18 protein-coding genes are annotated in these 20,160 nt (G+C 42.2%); 8 read left to right on the top strand and 10 right to left on the bottom strand.

Going from position 1 to position 20,160, the window contains the following annotated elements; genetic code table 11:
- Positions 1-25: 25 nt before the first annotated feature.
- The 3 genes from I6E84_RS10935 to I6E84_RS10925 are packed head-to-tail and all read right to left on the bottom strand — an operon-like array spanning position 26 to position 2,481.
- A complete protein-coding gene (locus tag I6E84_RS10935; protein WP_197218005.1) occupies positions 26-934 on the bottom strand; it encodes a class II glutamine amidotransferase in 909 nt (302 codons plus the stop codon).
- Positions 935-1,264, bottom strand: coding sequence for a hypothetical protein (locus I6E84_RS10930; protein WP_227681473.1), 330 nt, complete (start codon positions 1,262-1,264; stop codon positions 935-937).
- A gap of 47 nt (positions 1,265-1,311) precedes the next feature.
- On the bottom strand, positions 1,312-2,481 hold the full coding sequence (locus I6E84_RS10925; protein ID WP_197218003.1) for a homoserine kinase: 1,170 nt from the start codon (positions 2,479-2,481) through the stop codon (positions 1,312-1,314).
- Between the two features lie 190 nt (positions 2,482-2,671).
- Between I6E84_RS10925 and hisF the strand changes: the two genes are divergently transcribed.
- The 7 genes from hisF to glmS all read left to right on the top strand — a co-directional run bounded on the left by hisF (position 2,672) and on the right by glmS (position 10,676).
- The gene (hisF, locus tag I6E84_RS10920) at positions 2,672-3,454 is read left to right on the top strand and encodes an imidazole glycerol phosphate synthase subunit HisF (protein ID WP_197218001.1); all 783 of its coding nucleotides are present in this window, start codon (positions 2,672-2,674) and stop codon (positions 3,452-3,454) included.
- Positions 3,455-3,829: 375 nt separating this feature from the next.
- Positions 3,830-4,351, top strand: coding sequence for a 6,7-dimethyl-8-ribityllumazine synthase (ribE, locus tag I6E84_RS10915; RefSeq protein WP_194197873.1), 522 nt, complete (start codon positions 3,830-3,832; stop codon positions 4,349-4,351).
- A gap of 244 nt (positions 4,352-4,595) precedes the next feature.
- A complete protein-coding gene (nusB, locus tag I6E84_RS10910) occupies positions 4,596-5,438 on the top strand; it encodes a transcription antitermination factor NusB (protein WP_110923696.1) in 843 nt (280 codons plus the stop codon).
- Between the two features lie 2 nt (positions 5,439-5,440).
- Entirely contained in the window at positions 5,441-6,472 is a 1,032-nt protein-coding gene (gene thiL, locus I6E84_RS10905; RefSeq protein WP_197218000.1) for a thiamine-phosphate kinase, read from the top strand.
- A gap of 3 nt (positions 6,473-6,475) precedes the next feature.
- Entirely contained in the window at positions 6,476-7,057 is a 582-nt protein-coding gene (locus tag I6E84_RS10900; RefSeq protein ID WP_197217999.1) for a phosphatidylglycerophosphatase A, read from the top strand.
- A 195-nt stretch (positions 7,058-7,252) separates the two neighbouring features.
- Positions 7,253-8,629 (top strand): bifunctional UDP-N-acetylglucosamine diphosphorylase/glucosamine-1-phosphate N-acetyltransferase GlmU, encoded by a 1,377-nt coding sequence (gene glmU / locus I6E84_RS10895; RefSeq protein WP_197217998.1) that lies wholly within the window; start codon positions 7,253-7,255, stop codon positions 8,627-8,629.
- A 202-nt stretch (positions 8,630-8,831) separates the two neighbouring features.
- Positions 8,832-10,676 (top strand): glutamine--fructose-6-phosphate transaminase (isomerizing), encoded by a 1,845-nt coding sequence (glmS, locus tag I6E84_RS10890; protein WP_197217997.1) that lies wholly within the window; start codon positions 8,832-8,834, stop codon positions 10,674-10,676.
- A gap of 825 nt (positions 10,677-11,501) precedes the next feature.
- Here the strand turns inward: glmS and I6E84_RS10885 are convergent.
- The 5 genes from I6E84_RS10885 to I6E84_RS10865 form a co-directional block, all read right to left on the bottom strand.
- On the bottom strand, positions 11,502-12,419 hold the full coding sequence (locus tag I6E84_RS10885; RefSeq protein WP_197217996.1) for a PAAR domain-containing protein: 918 nt from the start codon (positions 12,417-12,419) through the stop codon (positions 11,502-11,504).
- Between the two features lie 624 nt (positions 12,420-13,043).
- Positions 13,044-13,859 carry a sulfite exporter TauE/SafE family protein gene (locus tag I6E84_RS10880; RefSeq protein WP_197217995.1) on the bottom strand — a complete coding sequence of 272 codons (816 nt, stop codon included), beginning with the start codon at positions 13,857-13,859 and terminating at the stop codon, positions 13,044-13,046.
- Between the two features lie 69 nt (positions 13,860-13,928).
- On the bottom strand, positions 13,929-14,441 hold the full coding sequence (locus I6E84_RS10875; RefSeq protein ID WP_197217994.1) for a flavin reductase: 513 nt from the start codon (positions 14,439-14,441) through the stop codon (positions 13,929-13,931).
- A 52-nt stretch (positions 14,442-14,493) separates the two neighbouring features.
- Positions 14,494-15,522, bottom strand: coding sequence for a methionine synthase (locus I6E84_RS10870; protein ID WP_197217993.1), 1,029 nt, complete (start codon positions 15,520-15,522; stop codon positions 14,494-14,496).
- Between the two features lie 50 nt (positions 15,523-15,572).
- Positions 15,573-16,595 (bottom strand): DUF1852 domain-containing protein, encoded by a 1,023-nt coding sequence (locus tag I6E84_RS10865; protein WP_197217992.1) that lies wholly within the window; start codon positions 16,593-16,595, stop codon positions 15,573-15,575.
- Positions 16,596-17,031: 436 nt separating this feature from the next.
- Here I6E84_RS10865 and I6E84_RS10860 point away from each other — a divergent pair, with 436 nt between their 5' ends.
- Positions 17,032-18,360, top strand: coding sequence for an esterase-like activity of phytase family protein (locus tag I6E84_RS10860; RefSeq protein WP_197217991.1), 1,329 nt, complete (start codon positions 17,032-17,034; stop codon positions 18,358-18,360).
- A 167-nt stretch (positions 18,361-18,527) separates the two neighbouring features.
- On the opposite strand, the gene I6E84_RS10855 is transcribed toward I6E84_RS10860, so the two are convergent.
- Both I6E84_RS10855 and I6E84_RS10850 read right to left on the bottom strand, forming a co-directional pair.
- Positions 18,528-19,121: a 2-hydroxychromene-2-carboxylate isomerase gene (locus tag I6E84_RS10855; RefSeq protein WP_197217990.1), complete on the bottom strand. Its 594-nt coding sequence runs from the start codon at positions 19,119-19,121 to the stop codon at positions 18,528-18,530.
- A 56-nt stretch (positions 19,122-19,177) separates the two neighbouring features.
- Positions 19,178-19,906 carry an SDR family oxidoreductase gene (locus tag I6E84_RS10850; protein WP_197217989.1) on the bottom strand — a complete coding sequence of 243 codons (729 nt, stop codon included), beginning with the start codon at positions 19,904-19,906 and terminating at the stop codon, positions 19,178-19,180.
- Positions 19,907-20,160: the final 254 nt, after the last annotated feature.

The following is a 20,160-nucleotide window of genomic DNA, read 5'->3' as shown; positions in this document are numbered from 1 at the left end:
TTTAAAAATACAAGTCGATAAACCCCTAAACACTCGCCCCAACTGCTCGTGCAATCGCAATACCTTCTTCCACCGTCAAAAACTTGCGCTGGCTTGGGCTGTCTTTATAAATGACATCGCCATCTTGAAATATCAGGCATTCATTGACCGCTAACTGTTGCCATTTTTCATTTTCAGTCAATGGCACGGTGACTAAAATAGTGACCTTATCAGCATCTGTGGTTACATCGCCAAAATTAATTGCCAAGTCATCGTCAGCCAATTTCGCTTCACCAAATGGTGCCTTACGTGTGAGATAAAACAATAAGCTACCCGCATAGGCCAGTTGCCACCTGCCATTTGATATCAGGCAGTTAAATAAACCATTGGCAGATAAATAGCGACATTGCGTGGTCAAAAAATTAAACAGCGTCTGATCATCAGGACGGGTTTTAAAGCTACTTTTAAGGCGATTAACCAAATAACAAAACGCCATTTCAGAGTCAGTTGAACCAACTGGTTGGCAATGTGAGCCATTACCATTGTCTTGTAAGCGCTGACAGCGTTTAATGAATTCGCTATTCATCTGCCCATTGTGCGCAAACACCCACTGCTCGCCCCATACTTCACGGACGAATGGATGCGTATTGGCCAAGCAGTTCTGCCCTTGGGTAGCCTTGCGAATATGCGCAATGACGTTCATGGCTTTAATTGGGTAATTATTGACCAAGTCGGCCACTGGTGACAGATGGCTTGGGCGATTGTCATGAAACAGACGCAGTCCCGTTGAATCATTTGCCGCTTTATCACTATTTACACAGTCACTGCGTTCAAAAAATGCAATGCCAAAACCATCTTCGTGGCTGTCAGTCATACCGCCACGCTTGCGAAATCCTGCAAAGCTAAAACCAATATCCGTTGGGGTGTTGCTGTTCATTCCTAAGAGTTGACACATTTATAAAGTACCGCCGTTATTGTCGTTCATTATCGGGTTGCTTTGAGTAGAATTACTTTGAGCGTCAGATAGCGCATCAAAGTCCGCATCACTCATCTCATCCAGTAAGGCCGCACCATCAGCTGGGATGGTCGCTAGGATACGTTGAGCTTCTGCCAAATCCGTATCTTGTATCCACAGCACTGCCCCTGAGTTCATACCAGGAATGCTACTCAGCGCTTGCATGGATACCGTAATGTTATTATTTCTCAGCAAATTGGCATGCAGCTCGCCTTGCATATTGGTGTCGTAGCGTGCCAGCTTGTGCCAGTTGTCAACTTGATCGGTCATGGGATCGCCTTATAGTTTTGGTACCAGAATAAATGAATAAGCAATGCTTACGACAATTGATCTAGCGTATATTCTTTGATTGCGAACTCACTACTATTGCTCAATTTTTCACGGGCTTGCTCAGCTTGCGTGATACTGCTAAAAACACCAATTATCTGATTGTCGGATGCCGTACCAGAAAGCACAAACACGGTATCTTGCGATTTTTCAACATGCGCCCAATGGTAAGCGGCGAGTCGTTTCATTAAGTCAGGGTTTTTGACCATGATGTTATCACCCGTACGACCTTCAGTACGGTTGTAATGGATAACGTTTAAACGTAATAGCCAAAAAATCACTGCCGCTTTGGCTAGCATAACAGGCAATGCACGCTTTTCATCAAGGCCAAGTGAGCGTTTAGACTCATACCCTTGCAAGAACGCCGCCATTTTACTGCGGTCAAAATTCACTGACTCGCCTTGCTCAGCCATGCCCCACGTCGTGCAAAAGTCATTGATGGTAATGGCAATATCCATTACATAATGCTCAACACTGACCTCGGTAAAGTCTAATAAACCAGTGAGACGTTCTTCCCCTTTTTGCAGATTCCATAGGGTGTTGTCCGCAAACATATCTAAATGACACAAACCATTTGGCAACGTTGTCAGTGGCAACTCTGTGTAAGAGCGCCAAATATCACTCATCAATTTGGCTTCATCACCTGGCATAAACTGCATTTCACGATCGCGTACGTCTGCCCACGGGTATAAAGGTACGCCATACTGCTCAGCAGGTTGTAATGCTTGCAACGTCTCATGCAACATCGCTAGCGCAGCACCGATATCATGGCACATCGCTTGCGTGGTTTGCTCTGGATGCGACCCTGCTAGGCATGGCACTAGCGTAATAGCCTTGTCTTCGTAATGAATGACATAGCGTTTATCATCGTCATCCGTTTGAACACTATTGGATTCAATAACTGATAGCGGTGCGGCAACCGGTAGCTTACCGTCTAACTGATTGAGAATAACTGCCATTTTTTCGATATCAGCAGGTGGACGCTCTTCGAATAAAGTCAATACATAAGAGTATGCGCCATCTACATCGTCAGTCGTTTGAATAAACCAGTTTGAGTTTTTTATCCCTTGGGTAATCGGAATGGCACGCACGAAAGATACGCCAAAGCTCTGGCAAAAGGCGGCAAACTGGTCATTGGTTAACTGGGTATAGACGGACATGACATCTCACTTTTGGCAATTGAATAAGAAGTTAAATAGAATAGATTGAGGCGGTAATCACAGCAATTGTACCGCGCATGAGCAAACTATGGCGAAATGCATAATAATCTTACGAAAACCTGCCTGAGACGGCGGTGTTTTTGCTAGACTAGCGCCTATAGAATGAATTGATTATAAGGTGAAAGACCCTATGTTAGCAAAGCGTATCATTCCTTGTTTGGACGTTGATAATGGCCGTGTGGTCAAAGGTGTACAATTTGTCGATATTAAAGACGCAGGTGACCCTGTCGAAGTGGCCAAACGCTACAACGAACAAGGCGCTGATGAGATTACTTTTTTAGACATTACGGCGACCAATGATGAGCGTGATACCACTTATCATACCGTTGAGCGTATGGCTGAAACCGTATTCGTCCCGCTCACAGTCGGTGGTGGCGTGCGTAAAATCGCTGATATCCGCAATTTGCTCAACGCGGGCGCGGATAAAGTAGCGATAAACTCAGCGGCAGTGTTTACCCCAGAGTTCGTTGGTGAAGCCTCACAGAAATTTGGCAATCAATGTATCGTTGTTGCCATCGATGCCAAGCGTGTCGCTGATATCAATGTTAATGGCATTGTCGTACCACGTTGGGAGATTTTCACTCACGGTGGTCGTAAGCCAACTGGCATTGATGCGGTTGCTTGGGCCAAGAAAATGGCTGAGCTGGGTGCAGGCGAATTATTAGTCACCTCGATGGACGGCGACGGTACTAAAAAAGGCTATGACTTAGCTCTAATGCAACAAATCACTAGCCAAGTGAATGTACCAGTCATTGCCTCAGGCGGCGTCGGCAACTTACAACATTTGGCCGAAGGCGTATTAGAAGGCGGCGTCGATGCGGTACTCGCAGCCAGCATCTTCCATTTTGGTGAATACACAGTACAAGAAGCCAAAGCATATATGGCAGCGCAAGGGATACAGATGCGTTTATAGTCAATCACATATAACTCAAATATAGCGTTAGGCGTGCTGAACCTACTATTTTTAGTATTTTCACTCGCCTACCCTGTATTTAAATGTGATTAAGCCGACCAAGGCATATTGAACATTCGAACCTGGCAATGCCCATTTATAAATGTCTAATATGCCCCATATAACACACTGGTAAAATACAAATAAATTAGAAAAAAATGTTATCATAGCGCTAAACACTTATTTTCGTTCATTTAACTGCCGGTTTCTTTGATTATCAGTATCTATTGAATAACAAGCCAAACAATCGAACCTGTTATCTGAACACATCACTATATTTAGCGACTCATTTACGCCCACATCTTTATTAAAAGCCAAATAAGCAAAGGATTTTTTATGTCAAATCTACAACAGCAACGCAATGACGTGACTCATATCGACGGTAATTTACATCAAAACAAAGACGTTCGTATTGGTATCGTAGTCGGTCGTTTTAATGGTTTTGTGGTTGAATCATTGGTAGATGGTGCAATTGATGCACTACTACGTCATGGTGTATTGGGTAGCAATATCACCGTGATTCGTGTGCCTGGTGCTTTTGAATTGCCATTGGTTGCCCAACGTGCCGCTGAGTCTGATCGCTTTGACGCGATTGTTGCTTTAGGCGCTATTATTCGTGGTAGCACGCCGCATTTTGATTTTGTTGCTAGCGAATCTGCAAAAGGCTTGAGTGCTGTAGCGATGGATTATAATATCCCTGTTGCAAATGGCGTATTGACCACTGATAGCATTGAACAAGCAATTGAGCGTGCTGGCACGAAAGCTGGTAATAAAGGCTCAGAAGCGGCAATGGTTGTCATAGAAATGCTTGCTGTCTTATCACAGTTAGATATTGATGACGAAAGCGATGACGCTTAGTTTTATTGACCGTTAGTATTGACCACTAGACAGTGCCTATTTGACTGTCTAGCGGTTTTATTAGCACAGATAAGCAGTGCTATTTAAGCAGCATCTATAAGTAATATTGTTTGCGAATTTGATGAAGGTTATGGTTGTTACCATAGCCCTAACCCTGTAACTCCAGTATCCAAGACTGACTGGCAAAACGTGCCAGCCGACCACTATTTAACATTCTATTTCAAAATTCAGGTATTGACCCCTTATGACTGACCAACTCAAGCACGCTATTAATGCTGCGAAAACCGCACAAATCAATGATAAACAAGCGGAAGCTACTCGTATAGCGAGCAGCAGTGCGGGTGATCAAACCTTCGATATGAGTGAGTCTTCTTATAAGACCAGTCACACTGCTATTCGTAAGGCGCGCCGCTTTGCGATGCAAGGTCTATACGAATGGCTGGTCACTGATCGCCGCTTTGATGTAGATGGCAAGCTTGGCTGGAAGGCCAATGCGCCGCATGATATCGCTGCCCGTACGCGCGCGACCAATGCCATGCACACCGTACATATCGGCTACTATCACGAAATGATGCGTGATATCCCAGAGCAAATTGAAGCGTTGGATGCTCTAATCCTTCAGCATCTTGATCGCGACATTGATAAGTTGGACACCGTTGAGCACGCTATTTTGCTTATTGGTACTTATGAGCTGCAGAATCGCTTAGAGATTCCTTACAAGGTAGTACTTGATGAAGCGATGAAGCTTAACAATCATTTCGGTGCCACTGACGCGCATAAATTGATCAATGCGGTATTAGATAGAATGGCCGTTGAGCTACGCGCTACTGAAGTAGAATCAGATACCAAAGCCAACCTGCGTACGTCACAAAAATCAGCGGCTAAACAAGCTCAAGTGAAACCAGTTGATAGCACAGAAGCCACAAACGAAAGCGCTATTGATGACAGCCCAACTGCATCAAACAAACCTCGTATTAGCGCAAATAACACTAGTGTCAAACGCAATAGCGCTAGTAAAGCCAGTGCAAATATTAGCGAGTTTAAAGCGAGCAAAAAAGACGCTGACGATGCTAAAAAACAAGACTAGCCATGAATGAATTTGAGCTGATTGAGCGTATATTTTCGCAAATGCAAGCGGCAAATGCACCATTAACTGGTATCGAAAAAGGTATCGGTGATGATGCAGCTGTCATGGCCTTGCCAGCAGGGTCACGATTAGTCAGCTGTATTGATACATTGGTTCAAGGTCGACATTTTAGTGCTGATTGGCAGCAAGTCAACGAGCTGGCATTTGCGATTGGTTATAAAACCGTCGCTGTCAATGTCTCAGACATCGCAGCGATGGGTGCGACCCCGCATAGTATTTTATTGGCACTAGCGTTACCTAAACAACTTGCTAACGAAAAATGGCTCACTGAATTTGCCAAAGGTTTATTTCATGCCTGCCAGCTATTTGGTGTTGCCCTTATTGGCGGTGATACCACACGCAGTGACAACTTAGTACTGAGTGTCAGCGCGCAAGGATTGCTTGCCGCAGACACCCCAGCTGTATATCGTTCAGGTGCACAAGTTGGTGATAAGATTTATGTATCAGGGACGCTTGGCGATGCCAGTTATGCCCTGCAACATCCTGACAGTACCCAAGGTAAAGAGTTGGCTCACAGGTTACATATGCCAACGCCCCGTATCGCCTTAGGGGCAGCACTGGCAAAGATTGGCGCAACGGCGATGATAGACATCTCTGATGGCCTTTATCAAGATATCGGGCATATCTGTCAGCAAAGCGCTGTAGGCATGCGTATTGATGTGGAGCAGCTACCTACTAGCGAACCATTGGCAACTATTGATTTATCTGAACGCTTGTTGTGCCAACTGGCGGGTGGTGATGATTACGAGTTAGCTTTTACTTTACCTGCACGTATTGAACCACCTATTGGTAATACACCAGTTACCTGTATCGGTGAAGTAATCGCACTGTCAGATGATCTAGTGACAGATGCAAACAGGTCTATAGCATTACACCCTACACTGTATTATCAAAATCAGCCAATCACACCAACTCAGCACGCGCCATTTGCCACATGGCCCAACCTTACTGGTTACCAACATTTTACAGGTTAGCCCATGACTGATAACGATTTATCCAAGCCTGATATCAGCAAAGCCAATGATTGCCCACCACTGCCTAAAAATGCCAGTGCGCTTGATCGTATGGTCTATTGGTTAGGTATTGGTTTGGGCAGTGGTCTACCGCGCCGTGCCCCCGGTACTTGGGGTACTGTTGGTGGGTTAATCATTGCCATACCACTGATGAGCTTGGGCTTCATACCTTTTCTAATTCTGACAATTCTATCTTGTATTTTTGGTGTTTGGATCTGCGGACGTACTTCTGAGCTGATGCAAGGTCATGATGACCCGCATATCGTCTGGGATGAATGGTCTGGTATCTGGATTACCCTGCTGCCTTTCTCTTATATGGGTGTTGCGACCACAAGCTTTTGGCAAGATGTGTCTCAAGAGCTTTCTATTTTCGCCATTGTTATCGCTTTTGTATTATTCAGATTTTTTGACATTATTAAACCGCCACCGATTGGCTGGGCAGATAAAAAAGTCGCAGGTGGGTTGGGCATTATGCTCGATGACATCATCGCAGGTATTATGGCAGCAGTGTTATGGGTAGTGGTTATGTTTGGTGTGCTGTTATAAGCGACCATAGCCGCTATGATAGTGAGTGATCACAACATAACCTCTTATGCAGCAATTTGAATACTATCCTCTTGCATAGAGGATTTATTTATCGTTATCAGATTGCATTACAAAGCATGCACATCACAGCATTTTTCTAAATGAACATTTGCGCTATAATTCAATATTATACTTTGTTACATTTGTAGGGCTACTATGACATCTCCTCTCTCAGTAATTATTCTCGCTGCTGGTAAAGGCACGCGTATGCAATCAGCTAAGCCAAAAGTTCTTCAGACCTTGGCAGGCAAATCTTTGCTGAGTCACGTCTTAGACACGTGTCATAAGCTAACTGTCAACGAGACCATTATTGTTCATGGTTTTGGCGGCGACCAAGTTAAATCGGAAATTATCGACCAGTATACGCAATCGTCAATTACTTGGGTTGCGCAGACTGAACAGCTAGGTACAGGCCATGCGGTCAAAGTGACGCTGTCTGATTTACCGAAAGAAGGACAAAGCCTCATTCTCTATGGTGATGTGCCTTTGGTGAGCCATCAAACTCTGTCAGCACTGAAGACAGCCAATACTAATGGCATGTCTATGCTGACTTTGACGGTGGATAATCCATTTGGTTTAGGCCGTATCAAACGTGATCATGTAGGCAATATCACTGCCATCGTTGAACAGAAAGATGCCAGTACGGATGAACAACAGATTCAAGAGATTAATAGCGGCATTTATTGTGTCGACAATGCCCTACTGCATAAATACTTACCTGAACTGTCTAACGACAACGCGCAACAAGAATACTATCTTACCGATATTGTCAAAATGGCAGTCGCTGATGGTATCACGATTGCAGCGATTGAACCTGAGCATACCTTTGAAATTGAGGGTGTCAATAACCGTCAACAGCTTGCGAGTCTAGAACGTACTTGGCAAAGTAAACTGGTCGCTGACTTACAAGAAGCAGGTGTACAGTTTGCTGATCCTACCCGTGTCGATATTCGCGGTACATTGACAGCAGGCCAAGACGTGTTTATCGATGTCGGTGTTGTATTCGAAGGCAACTGTACGCTAGGTGATAACGTCTATATTGAAGCAGGCTGTGTGATTAAAAACTCACAACTCGGTAATGCTTGTCATATAAAGCCCTATTGTGTCATTGATCGTGCCGAGGTTGGTGCTGGTGTCGACGTTGGTCCATTTGCTCATTTGCGTCCTGACACGGTATTGTCCGATAACAGTAAAGTCGGTAATTTTGTAGAAATTAAAAAATCGACCATTGGTCAAGGCAGCAAAGTAAACCACTTAAGTTACGTCGGTGATGCCACCGTTGGAACAGGCGTCAATATCGGAGCTGGTGTCATCACCTGTAATTATGATGGGGCTAATAAATCAAAAACCATCATTGAAGACAATGCATTCATCGGCTCTAACGCTAGCTTAGTCGCGCCAGTCACGATTGGTGACACGGCAACGGTTGCGGCAGGCTCTGTTATTACCAAAAATGTGGATGCTAAAGCATTGGCATTTGGCCGCGCGCGACAAACACAGAAAGACGATTTTCAACGACCAACTAAAAAGTAATCGATGCGCCAATCGTTGAGTCAATAGCAGTCAGACTTAAACAAATTAAGCAGCGCGGCAATCTTTGTGGTGCTGCTTAATTATATCTAACACGCTATAAAATTAACGGCTTATCTGCCAACCAGCTTGTTGATTGGTAAAGCACCTCTATATAGAAAAGTTAAAATCTAGAAACATCAAAAATTAAACTTAAGGAATAGCCATGTGTGGAATTGTAGGGGCAGTTGCTGAGCGTAATATCGCCAATATCTTACTTGAAGGTCTTAAACGTTTAGAGTACCGCGGTTATGATTCTGCTGGCTTAACTGTCATTCGTGATGGTGAATTACATCGTGAGCGTCAAGTGGGTAAAGTACAGGCGTTGGTCGATGCAGTCGCTGTTAATCCAGAGTTTTTTGATGGCCATATCGGTATCGCTCATACACGTTGGGCGACGCATGGCGAGCCAGCACAACGTAACGCGCACCCACATGTCTCAGGTAAAATTGCTGTGGTGCATAATGGTATTGTAGAAAATTATGCCGAGCTCAAAGAAGCGCTGATAGCAAAAGGTTATGAGTTTACCTCACAGACAGATACTGAAGTCGTCGCGCACCTGATTAATGATATTTACAAAGCAACGCCTGACTTGCTAGAAGCGGTTCGCACTGTGATTCCACTATTACATGGTGCCTTCGCTCTTGGCATCGTACATACCGATTATCCAGATGAGCTTATTACCGTGCGTTTAGGCTCGCCATTGGTGATTGGTGTAGGTATCGGTGAGAACTTTATCGCCTCAGATCAGTTGGCACTATTACCAGTCACTAACCGCTTTATGTACTTAGAAGAAGGCGATATCGCCAAATTGACTCGTAAAAGTATTCAAGTCTACGCGAATGGAGTGCAAGTTACGCGTCAAATACATGAAATTGATGCAACCCAACACAATGCAGATAAAGGCGAATTCAAACATTATATGCTCAAAGAAATCTATGAGCAGCCAGATGCCGTCGCACGTACCCTTGAAATGGGTATCGATAAAAGTGAAACCTCTAAACTGCGTGATGACTTTTTACAGCGTCATGAAACTCAGCTCTCAGGTATTCGCCATGTGCAAGTTCTCGCTTGTGGTACCAGCTATCACTCAGGTCTGGTTGCAAAATATTGGTTTGAAAGTCTTACTCGTATCCCCTGTTCTGTTGAGGTAGCCAGTGAGTTTCGTTATCGTAATCCCGTCGTCGTTGATAACTCATTAGTTATTTGCATCTCTCAGTCTGGTGAAACTGCTGATACTTTGTCTGCGCTACGTGATATTCAAAAGCATACCCCAGCAGGTTTGGTCAGCTTAGCGTTATGTAATGTTCCTACTTCATCGCTGGTGCGCGAGACAGATATTTTCTTACCGACGTTAGCAGGTCCTGAGATTGGTGTGGCATCTACCAAAGCGTTTACTGCTCAGCTTGCAGCTCTCATGTTATTAATCATGAAAGTAGGTGTCGTTCAACAGCGCATGACTGATGATTATTTAAGCAAATTGATTGGTGAGCTACAACTGCTGCCAGGCCAACTACATGCCAGCTTAAACCTTGATTCCCCTATTAAAACGATGAGCGAAAGCTTTGAAGACAAAAGAAGCTGCTTATTCTTAGGTCGTGGCTTACAGTTCCCTATTGCATTAGAAGGCGCATTAAAGCTTAAAGAAATTTCGTATATTCATGCAGAAGGCTATGCCGCAGGGGAGCTAAAACATGGCCCATTGGCATTGGTTGATAAAGACATGCCAATCGTCGTACTAGCGCCTAAAGACAGCATGTTTGATAAGCTCAAAGCCAACATGCAAGAGGTACACGCGCGTCACGGTGAGTTGTTTGTGTTTGCCAGTGAGTCTAGTCAGATGATTGCAGAAGATAGATTGCATGTGGTTTATGTACCGGATGTTTGTGAGACACTAGCACCTATCGTTTATAGCGTACCTGTGCAGCTGTTGTCGTATCATGTGGCAGTTATGCGTGGTACTGACGTCGATCAGCCTCGCAATTTAGCAAAGAGCGTCACGGTGGAATGATTGTTGCCAAGATATAATTATGATTGTCATTGAGTAATTAGCTATCATCCTGAGTAATAAAGTATCATCCTAACCCCTTGCCATCTTGCATTAGCGAGATGGGAGGGAGTTAGGATGCCTTTTTGAGCGTTCGGGTCGGTGGCTTTTTTTTGTGATTTTCATTTAACATAAGCGCTGTTATGGGAACAAAGAATGTATTCCTAGTGAGGGCTTGAACAATGGGCTGTAGCCCAAGTGATTTCAATGCGTATGGAATATTAAATTAAATCAGTGTATATCTGAATGTACTTAATGAGCTTAGCTTAATGATTACTAGAACTCATTGCTGTCAAGTTCGTAGAAAAAATTTGGCCAAATTTCGACCTTCAATTAAATAAACAGCAGAATATTCAAAATATTATGAGCAATCTATAGATGATGAATAATCAAACTTTTTCATATTTATAAGATTATTGCCACTCATATAGTTGCGTCTCTCTTTTGATATATCTTTATCATCTAAAAAATCTTCAAATTTAGAATAGCTACTTATCAGAAGATTCTCACCAGTACAGACATCGACATAAAAATAAAATAGTGATGTATTTGTTCGATCTCTGTTGGAGCTCATTGAACCGTAGACTTGTGATCCTTCGACGTACCATGAATCTAAGCCACTAATATAGCCTAGCTTCTGATTGTCAAAAATTAGACTATGCTCGCCACCTATAGTTCTTTTTAGTTTTAAGTCATCTAATATTTGTATTGGATACAAGTAATAGATAGCAGTAGATATAACTATAATTAAAACTAGAATAGACAAAATCACTCTCATTATTTTCATAACTAATTAATTTCCTCAGGGGTTATGACGGTATTTATATTATTTTTTATCATCCCTGTAATTTTGTACGGCGTGCCATTGGGGTCCCACGACCCTTCTACCCAATCCCACGTATCATATGGATCCTGAAAAATATCTGAGAACTTATAAGTTACTTGACCTTGAAGATGGAAACTACCATTGCTAAGTTTATTGATGTTACCATTAAATATGCCGGACAAATCTCCTGATCCAAATGCCCAAGGTAGCCCTTCCGCGCCAAAATTATAACCATTATCGAATGAATAATCTGAATCACCATTATCATACTTTTCTGCAATCTGTACACCAAAACGGCTTTGTATAGAACCCTCTCGATCAAAAGCGCCTCTTCTTAATATCACTTTATTTAATGTTTCCGTTGCTCCTAAATTGTCTAAGGTTAAAGCCTCTCCTTTACCAAATCGATAGTGATCAAACATTTCAGAATTCGTAGCAAGTCTATCTAGATTCTTTTTTGATGATAATGGTGAAAGTTGTTCGGTTTCTAAACTGCCATTAGGATTACGATGGACTATTGGAGGACCCGCCCAAAGACCATCTTCTTCTGCTTGCGCTACTGCATCATCAGCCCATTTCGCCATTTCCTCTGGATCCGACTCGATACCTCCTACCTCAAAATCAGATTCACCGAAGGACTGCTGAACCGCAATGAGTTTAGCACCACAGCTAGTCGCATCTCCTGCGCGAGCAACGGGTGCACCATCGACAATATACGAGGAGTCACCTGTCACAATAGTGGTCATCTTTTTACATTTTTTACAGATGACCTTATCGCCTTTACGCGATATTGGAAGACCATAGTGAGTCGTATGTAGTGACCCACTAATCACTTTACCGCCATGAGTTGTCGTCGCGCCTACGGTGATATAAGCTGCCATAGTACCTCCTAAATATAACTGAGATATGAATCTTAACATGATAAATGGACATAAGTTTATCATATAAGGTTATTGATGAGATATGTGTTGGCAACGGCAGAAAAGATTATCAGAGGGTATCTATTCGATCCTAAAATGGTGAGTAGTATAAAACTAGTCACTAAGTAAAGTACTAGATTTGGACATAGTACTGGTAGCAGGTGAAAAAGCGACTACTAAATTATGGATCCAAGGGATGGGGTTAAAAACGTAGCGCCATGTAAAGCTGTAGAATCTCATTAAAATGAGCCTGAAATAGGCGGTATATCCCTCCCCAAAAAAAATTATCTGTTGTTCCTGTAAAGTCAAATTATAGAAACAATGGGTATTACCGTTAAGCTGCATGATTAAAACAACCCCAGCTTGTTTATACGGATTTAACAGCAGGAATCACTATATTACAGTCAATGAAAGAATACTCCAATGGAACTAGCCACCTCACCCCAAATCCTATTAACAGACTACTTAAGACAGACTGATATAATGTAACCACTTATAACGGACGACTAAGTCAGACATAGTTTTGTCCGCATTGCATACTAAAATATTATTCGTGACCTTTATATCTCACACCACTATAAATACTCAAACCAGTCCTTTATAAAGAAAATAGCATCCTACTATGGTCAACAATACCGCAAAACACTTTTTTAATAATTGTGGTGATAATATATGAGCCACTTTCGCACCTATCTTTGCGGTAAAAAAGCTCATGATACTGATACCTAAAAAGGCATAAATGTGGACAAAACCAATCGTATTGGGCACATCTACTTGCTGCTTCATTCCAAAAAACATAAACCCTAACGCACCTGCAATGGCAATAGGTAGACCGCACGCCGCTGATGTACCCACTGCTTTTTGCATGACCACACCGTAACGCGTGAGATAAGGTACGGTTAAACTGCCACCACCGATACCAAAGATGGCAGAAGCAATACCAATAACCCCGCCTGCCGCCAGTTGCTTAGGTTTTGAAGGCAATACTGTATGAAGATTACTGGTATCGCTAGTGGTTTCCTTTTTACCACCCTTAAACATTTTAAAGGCAACCCAAAGCAAAAATACACCAACAATGAGCTGAAGATACAATCCAGATATCTGCCCTGCAATCCCTGCCCCTAAAAAACACCCTATCGCTAGGCCTGGTGCCAGATTTTTAAAGACAGGCCACATAACTGCGCCTTTTTTATTGTGCGCCATTAACGAGCTGATAGACGTGATAATAATGGTCGCTAATGAGGTTCCCAAAGCCAAATGCATGATGTTGTCAGGACTGTAACCCATTTGCGTAAAGACGATAAATAACAGTGGTACGATGATCGTGCCACCGCCCACACCGAAAAGCCCTGCAGCAAATCCTGCTAGAGCACCTATGATTAAAAAAATGATTAATTCCACGGATTATTTACTTCTTAGTTAGATTTGGTGAAATGCTTACTATATTTGTTTGATAATGAGATAGCTGACTTAAGCAATGTCTACTTGAGCCATCTGCCCCACTTGGTGATAAGCACGATTAAAATAAACCAAACTTTTCTCTCGTACGCCTCGTTGGGCAGATTGTTTGATAGCGACAACGCGACACATAAACACACTGTGCGTACCAACCTCTTGAATATGCTCTATCTCACAGTCAAAACTGACCAACGCATCTTCTAATACAGGGGCGCCTGTTTGCAATTGCGTCCAAGCGCCATATTCAAAGCGCTCTGCTGAATGCAATTTAGAAGCGAATGTGTTGGATATCTGTTCATGCTGTGCACCCAACACATTAACACTTAAGATTTTATTTTCAATAAAATAGCCATGTGATCGAGACGTCTGATTCATACAGACAAGTAAGGTCGGCGGCGTATCTGTGACGCTACATACTGCAGATGCCGTAAACCCATGAAGGCCAGATGGGCCTTCTGTGGTGACAACACTTACTGCGGTTGTCAATAAAGACATGGCATCTCTAAAATCAGTTGCTTCAATCATATCTTAAGTCCCAAATTTCAGATCAGTAAACACTCATGTGTACCAATAAACGCTAGGCAGTCAGCTCTTGACGAACAATCTGTGCGCCAGCACTTAAAGCTGCAAGCTTACCTCTTGCAACTTGGCGAGACAAAGGTGCCATACCGCAATTGGTTGCAGGATACAGCTTGTCCGCATCGACAAATTGTAGCGCTTTACGTAGCGTATTTGCTACTTCTTCTGGTGTCTCAATAGTATTGGTTGCCACATCAATGGCACCAACCATTACCTTTTTACCGCGAATCAATTCAATCAAATCCATTGGCACATGTGAGTTTTGACATTCAAGTGAAACAATATCGATCTTAGACTGTTGCAGCTGAGGAAAGGCTTTCTCATATTGACGCCATTCTGAACCCAGTGTCTTTTTCCAATTATTATTGGCTTCGATACCATAGCCGTAACAGATATGTACTGCTGTTTCGCATTTTAGACCTTCAATAGCACGCTCTAAAGTGGCAATGCCCCAGTCATTCACATCATCAAAGAACACATTAAATGCAGGTTCATCGAATTGGATAATATCAACACCAGCTGCCTCTAGCTCTTTTGCTTCTTGATTTAAAATTTTAGCAAATTCCCAAGCCAGTTTTTCGCGACTTTTATAATGACTGTCATATAAGGTATCAATCATCGTCATTGGCCCTGGTAGCGCCCACTTGATTGGCTGATTGGTCTGCTGACGTAAAAACTTTGCATCTTCTACAAATACTGGCTTTTGACGGCTCACCGCACCGACCACTGACGGCACACTCGCATCATAGCGATTACGGATTTTGACCGTCTCACGCTTCTCAAAATCGACGCCATCCAAATGCTCAATGAACGTGGTCACAAAGTGCTGACGGGTCTGTTCGCCATCACTGACAATATCAATCCCTGCATGTACTTGTTCTTGTAGTGATAACCGTAGAGCGTCTTGTTTGGCTTCAATCAACTGCTCACCTTCTAATGCCCAAGGTGACCAAATTTTCTCTGGTTCTGCTAGCCAAGAAGGTTTCGGTAAGCTGCCAGCGGTTGAGGTCGGTAATAATAATTTCATGTGATTCATCTTCTTATTTATTTTTTATTATGTTAATTAGTGAGGATCAGTTAGGCAGCTTGTTTCTTAGCCACATTTTTTTTGGCCACTTCACTTGTCACATCGTAGCTTGCAGCCCACTCTTCCAGAATGGCTTGGTACGGTTTAATGAACTGTTCTTCAGTGAATTTGCCTTGTGTTACAGCCATCTGGCTACGCTCGGCGCGGTCATACACAATTTGAGTCAGTGAGTAATCTTGGTACTTTAAGCTCGGTTGATACACTTCACCTGCGCTCGAGTTGGCATTATAAATCTCAGGACGGTAGATTTTTTGGAACGTCTCCATCGTACTGATAGCGCTTATCAGCTCAAGATCAGTGTAATCACTTAGCAAGTCGCCGGCAAAATAAAAGGCTAAAGGTGCCGCACTATTTTCAGGCATAAAGTAGCGAACGGTTAAGCCCATCTTATGAAAATAATCATCAGTCAACGAATAGTCATCTTGTCTGTACTCAACGCCTAAAACAGGATGCTGGTTGGCGGTACGATAATAGGCTTTACTGGTTGAAACACTGAGGCAAATCACAGGTTTTTTATGAAAATTAGCGTTGTAAGCTTCTGAGTTCAATAAGTATTGAAACAGTTTACCGTGCAACTCACCAAAATTATCTGGCGTTATTGATGCTAGATTCTTATCACGATGCTCTGGCAATACCACGCTAAAATCGTAGTCACGTACATAAGAAGAGAAACTATTACCAATCATACCGTCAATACGTTTGTTATCTTTATGATCAACTATCGTTGTTTGTAACGTCTCAATAATTGGGAATGTATGCCCATTACCTTCAACGTCCATATCGACAGAAATGATATCCACCTCGACAGAATAACGGTCTGCTGTCAGATTGTCCCAATGCGCCAACGCATTAAAACGATTGTTTATCATGCGTAGCGTTTTACGTAAATTTTCTTCGCGGTGCTCACCACGTGCCAAATTCGCAAAGTTAGTCGTCAAACGCGTGCTGTCTGCAGGCTGATAGTTTTCGTCAAAACGAATGCGCTTAATTGAACAGGTAAAGTCTTTACTCATGGGGATCTACTGCCTTAATCTATTCTCATTGTCTGAGACAAAACCAAATTTGTGTATGGAGTAGATTATGCCCGAATCTTAACATGAATAAAAACGACTTAATTTAAATAAAAGATGAATATAATTCATATTAGTAGTTTTTAAGTAGCTTTGTTGTATAAAAAAATCGAATAATAGAAATATTTATCACTCATCTAACGAAATAACGAAATCTATAAATTTTTGATTTGAATGAGCATGTAGACATAGATAAGCATATCTCTTTCATATTATCTTGAACCAAGTTAAACAGCTTCTTCAGCTTGAGTCTTAATGTCATTAAACAGACATAGTTCATAGCCATAATTCAATCTTCTTGATTAACTATCAACAATAATAAATTGAAGAATTGGAGAAAAGAATGTACACAAGAAGGGCTAATTTTTTGAGAATAAGTATGGCTATCATCGCCACGACTGGTATTGGTCAGCTAGCAACAGCAGCGGATGCCTACCCTGCTGAATTGGTCTCACATGCCCTACTACCCTCTCAAACATTTATCTCTGCTCCAACTGATGCGCCCAAAGATTTGCAAGTCAGTGGTAAATACACTACTGGGCAATTGGTTGAACAACTTGGCAGTATTGAAGGTAAATCGGCAGGTCGTCCCACTGGTATCAAGCTACCGTTTCCAGGACAACCTGTACAAGGGCATTCTGGTATCAAATATATGCCTGATGGCAGTTATTGGATATTGACCGATAATGGTTTTGGTAGTAAAGCCAATTCACCAGATGCCATGTTATTCATGCGTCAGTATCGAATGGATTGGGATAAAGGCATTTTTGAACCTATAAAAACTATTTTCTTTAATGACCAGAATAAAGTGATACCTCACCGAATTACGCATCAAGACAGTAATCGCCGCTATCTAACAGGATCTGATTTTGATCCTGAAAGTTTCCAAATCATTGATGGTGATATTTGGGTCGGTGAGGAGTTTGGCCCATGGTTACTAAGATTTGATAGCAAAGGCACACTTAAAGCCATGTATGACACAAAAGTAGATGGGGAGACCGTACATTCTCCAGACCATCCCGCTTTACAATTACCAAGCAAACCCGATGACAATCTACCGTTATACAGTATTAAACGCTCTAAGGGCTTTGAAGGTATGGCATCAGCCCCAGATGGACGTTATTTATATCCTATGTTAGAAGGCGCTGTTTATAATCAGAACAGCCAACAATATGATTCAGTCGATGGTCATAACTTCTTGCGCATCCTGCAATTTGATACCAAGCGTAATACCTATACTGATAAGAGCTGGAAATACATACTTGATAATGACGAGTATGCGATCGGAGATTTCAATATGATCGATGATACTTATGGTTTGATTATTGAACGAGACAATTTAGAAGGTGTAAGTGATAAAGCTTGTCAAAAAGCAGCTGTAGATAAAAGCCAGTGCTTTGACAAACCAGCCGTATTCAAACGTATATATAAGGTCAAATTAGACCCTAGAAGTCAGATCGCTGAAAAAGTGGCGTACATTGACTTGATGGCTATTAAAGATACCAAGGGCGTGACTAAAAAACCTTTAGTAGGTGATAAATTTGTATTTCCATTCTTTACTATTGAAAATGTAGACATCATCGATGAAAGCCACATCGTAGTAGGTAATGATAACAATCTGCCTTTTTCCTCTAGCCGAGACCCAAATCGAGCAGATGATAATGAACTATTATTGTTAGAGGTCAAGGATTTTTTACAGGCGAAATAAATTGCCATTAGTGCTTGTAGTAGATCATAACTAAACTAGAAGTTAGAAAGGCTTCAGCTATAAGACACCAAAATAAACCCCTGCTATTTTCAATATTAGCAGGGGTTTTCTATGTATTTAAAGAACCATCATTCAGGTACTTTCAGTTCATACATTAATGCTACCCATTAGAGTGAGTCTTTTAAAGCATCCTCAACGAAATTCAAACGATCTTGACCAAAGAACATTTCACCATTTACAAAGAAACTCGGTGCACCAAATACACCTCGCGATACAGCTTCCTCAGTAGTCGCTTTCAGACGCTCCTTGATCTCAGTATCGCTTATACGTGTCATAAAATGAGTGGCATCAATACCCGCTCTGACCAAAGCTTCAGCGACTACCTCTGATGATTCCATATTGAGTTTTTCAGCCCATAAAGCATTAAAGATGGCCGTTAGACAACTTGGAAACTCAGGTTCTCCTAAGTAAGCAGTAATACCTCGCATAAAATGCATCGTATTCAACGGAAAAAATGGATTGAACTCAAACGGTACCTCATAAATATTTGAGAAGCGCTTAAGGTCTTTGAGCATATAAGCACCTTTCGCAGGTACTGCAGCTGGTGAAGTGTTACCAACGGCTTGAAAAACGGCTCCAAGCAACATAGGTCGCCAAATAATTTCAGCATTGTGACGTTGTGCTATGCTCTCTAATTGTGTCCATGCCAAATAACTGGCTGGACTGCCCACATCAAAGAAAAACTCTATTTGTTTACTCATCTTTGCATTCCTTGCAATATATATTAAAACCTTAGGGATTTATCGTTAGATAAATGTTAGAAAGTTTCCATCCACGGGCGTAAATCTAGCTCATGCGTCCAACTGTCTCTCGGTTGGCAGTACAATTGCCAATACTGCTCAGCGATATGCTCAGGATTCAAGATGCCATCTTGGTCTTTAAGTGCATAGCGCTCCGGAAAATTGTCACGGATAAATGCTGTATCAATAGCACCATCAATAATAGGGTGCGCCACATGTATACCTTTTGGTCCTAACTCACGTGCCATGCTTTGCGCCAAAGCACGTAACGCAAATTTAGCGCTAGCAAAAGCCGAAAAACCTTTACTGCCTCGCAAAGAAGCTGTTGCTCCAGTGAAAATAATCGTGCCCTTTCCACGTGGAATCATAACTTTTGCAGCTTCTCTACCTGTCAAAAATCCAGATAGTGCTGCTATTTCCCATACTTTTCGAAAGACTCTTTCTGTGGTATCAATAATTGAGAAGTGTACATTTGCACCGATATTAAATACCACTACTTCAATCGGCCCAATATCCTTTTCAATATGAGCGAACAACTCGACCATCTCTTTTTCTACACGCGCATCACAACCAAATGGGTTGGCTACTCCACCAGCTGCCTCAATATCACTGACTAACGTGTTTAGTTTATCGACGCTTCTTCTAGTCACACATAAAGTAAAACCTTCTTTTGCAAAACGTTTTGCAACAGCACTGCCAGTTGCATCCCCTGCTCCGATTACAACCGCTACAGGTGCTCTATACATATCTATTTCCTTATAGATTTCTTTTTAGAACTAACAAAAATGTAGCCTTATTTATGCATACTGTCAAGCTAACCCATTACTCAATAGTAAAGGAGATAACATATGCGTTGGGATGAACTTGCTAAGTATTTTTGCTCGATACCTCGTATGTTAGCCATTTTCCCCCAAACTATAGGCAAAAGAAAACCCCCTCTGACATAAGTCAAAGGGGGTTTATCTTTAGAATAGAGAGCTGACGATGACCTACTCTCACA

The sequence above is a fragment of the Psychrobacter sp. SCQQ22 genome (assembly GCF_015864605.1).
In the GTDB taxonomy this organism is placed as follows: domain Bacteria; phylum Pseudomonadota; class Gammaproteobacteria; order Pseudomonadales; family Moraxellaceae; genus Psychrobacter; species Psychrobacter fozii.
This window is presented reverse-complemented; position numbering and strand designations above follow the sequence as displayed.